At 62.9% G+C, this 2,432-nt stretch carries 4 protein-coding genes; 2 read left to right on the forward strand and 2 right to left on the reverse strand.

Going from position 1 to position 2,432, the window contains the following annotated elements; translation table 11 throughout:
• Nucleotides 1–479, reverse strand: a 479-nt coding sequence (locus IVB32_RS06255; RefSeq protein WP_247410004.1) for a TPM domain-containing protein, incomplete at its 3' end; no start/stop codon positions are given.
• Between the two features lie 132 nt (nt 480–611).
• Entirely contained in the window at nt 612–1,220 is a 609-nt protein-coding gene (locus tag IVB32_RS06260) for a LemA family protein (RefSeq protein WP_018453665.1), read from the reverse strand.
• Nucleotides 1,221–1,404: 184 nt separating this feature from the next.
• On the opposite strand from IVB32_RS06260, the gene IVB32_RS06265 reads away from it, so the two are divergent.
• Nucleotides 1,405–2,259 (forward strand): enoyl-CoA hydratase, encoded by an 855-nt coding sequence (locus IVB32_RS06265; protein ID WP_204512297.1) that lies wholly within the window; start codon nt 1,405–1,407, stop codon nt 2,257–2,259.
• Nucleotides 2,260–2,263: 4 nt separating this feature from the next.
• The coding region (locus IVB32_RS06270) for an acyl-CoA dehydrogenase family protein (protein WP_247410085.1) at nt 2,264–2,432 on the forward strand (169 nt) is incomplete at its 3' end.

Genomic DNA, 2,432 nt, shown 5'->3' on the forward strand with positions numbered 1-2,432 from the left:
ACGCCCGCCGTGATGCCGCCGGCGAAATCGCCGCTCCTGAATTTCGGCGTGATGGCTTCATCGATGATGCGCCGCGACGTGACGTCGGTGAGCGCGCCCTCGAGGCCGTAACCGACCTCGATGCGCAAATGCCGGTCGTTCTTGGCCACAACGAGGATGGCGCCGTCGTCGACCTTCTTGCGTCCGATCTTCCAGGCCTCCGCGACGCGGATCGCGAATTGCTCGATGGTCTCCGGGTCCGTCGTCGGCACGATCAGGACGGCGATCTGGCTGCCCTTGCGCATCTCGAAGTCCTGCAGCTTTTGCGACAGCGCGGCGATGTCGCCGCTGGAGAGCGTGCCGGTCTGATCGACCACGCGGCCGGTCAGTTGCGGCACGGCGACATCGGCTGAGGCGGGGAGCGCAAAGGTGAACAGGAGCGCGAAGACGAGGACGAATGCTGAGAAGCCCAAAACGGCACGCCACAACATCGTTGTCATCGCCCGCGAAGGCGGGCGATCCAGTATTCCAGAGGCAGCAGTGATTGAACCGTGAAGCCGCGGCGTACTGGATTCCCCGCTTTCGCGGGGAATGACGGTGGTGGGTGGGGCATGCATCGGGGTCGAAGGCACTTACTTCGACGGCGCGGGCGCCGGATTGAAATCGACCTTCGGCGCGGTCGAGATTTCCTTCTCGTTCGCGACCGTGAAGTTCGGCTTTTCCTTGTAGCCGAACATCATCGCCGTGACGTTGCTCGGGAACGAACGGATGGTGACGTTATAGTCCTGCACCGCCTTGATGTAGCGGTTGCGCGCCACCGTGATGCGGTTCTCGGTGCCTTCGAGCTGCGACATCAAATCCTTGAACAGCGCATCCGACTTGAGCTGGGGGTAGTTCTCGGTGACCACGAGCAGCCGCGACAGCGCGCCGGAGAGTTCGCCCTGGGCGGCCTGGAATTTCTGGAATGCGGCGGGATCGTTCAGCACCTCGGGCGTCGCCTGGATGCTGCCGACCTTGGCGCGGGCATTGGTGACGCCGAGCAGCACGTCCTTCTCCTGCTGCGCAAAACCCTTCACCGAGTTGACGAGGTTGGGCACGAGATCGGCGCGACGCTGATACTGGTTCACGACCTCGGACCAATTGGCCTTGATCTGCTCGTCCTCGCTCTGGATCGCGTTATAGCCGCAATTGGTGAGGCTCAACGAGGCCAGCGCCGCCAGCACGGTCAGGATCTTGCGCATCAAATTTCTCCCGGTGGAATCGGGCGCAAGCTACCAGATTGCGCGCGCGAGATGCCAGACATCTTGCGTCCCGGCCGTGGCCTGTGAAAAGCAGCCGATGTACGCAAGCCTCTTGCTTAATCCTGGCTGTAATAGTCAACTTGAGGGAACAATAATGCCAGGTCGGGAACGCCAGGGGAACGCGATGAGCTCGTTCGAGACCATCCTCGTGGAGAGGCCGGAGCCGGCGATTGCCCGGGTCGTGATGAACCGGCCCGACGCGCGCAACGCGCAGAACCTGCAAATGACCTACGATCTCAACGCCGCCTTCGACGAGGCGGTGCAGGACGACGCGGTCAAGGTGATCATTCTCGCCGGCAATGGTCCGCACTTCTCCTCAGGCCATGACCTGCGACCCGGCAGCAAGAATGAAGCGGGCGTGGATTTTCCGCCGATCGGAAATTGGGGCGGCTTCGCCGAAGCAAACGCCCATGGCCGCTTCGCGCGCGAGCAGGAGATCTATCTCCAGATCACCCGGCGCTGGCGCAACCTCGCCAAGCCGACCATTGCAGAGGTTCACGGCAAGTGCATCGCCGGCGGCCTGATGCTGGCCTGGGCCTGCGATCTCATCATCGCGAGTGGCGATGCGCAGTTCTGCGATCCCGTGGTCACCATGGGTGTCTGCGGCGTCGAATGGTTCGTGCATCCCTGGGAGCTCGGCCCGCGCAAGGCCAAGGAATTTCTGTTCACGGCCGACGCATGGAGCGCGCAGGAGGCGCATCAACTCGGGATGGTCAACCGGGTCGTGCCGCGCGCAGAGCTGTCATCCGCCGTGCTGGCGCTGGCGCGCAAAATCGCGTCAAAACCGTCCTTTGCGCTGAAGCTGACCAAGGAAGCCGTGAATCGTTCGGTTGACGTGATGGGCCAACCGGCTGCAATCGACCAGGCCTTTGCGCTGCATCAGCTCTGTCACGCGCATAATCTTCAGGAATTCGGCATGATCGTCGATCCATCGGGCCTACACCCCTCCGTCCGCAAGCCGCCGGCCGCCGCGGAGTAGACGGATGGATCTCAATCTCAGCGACGAGCAACGCCTGCTGCGCGAAAGCGCGGAGCGCTTCGTGGCCGAAAGCTACGATGCCGATCACCGCCGCAAGATGGCGAACGATCCGCTCGGCTTCAGTCCGGCGGTGTGGAAACAATTCGCAGAACTGGGCTGGCTGGCGCTGCCGA

The sequence above is a fragment of the Bradyrhizobium sp. 23 genome, from assembly GCF_023073295.1.
GTDB classification, from domain to species: domain Bacteria; phylum Pseudomonadota; class Alphaproteobacteria; order Rhizobiales; family Xanthobacteraceae; genus Bradyrhizobium; species Bradyrhizobium canariense_D.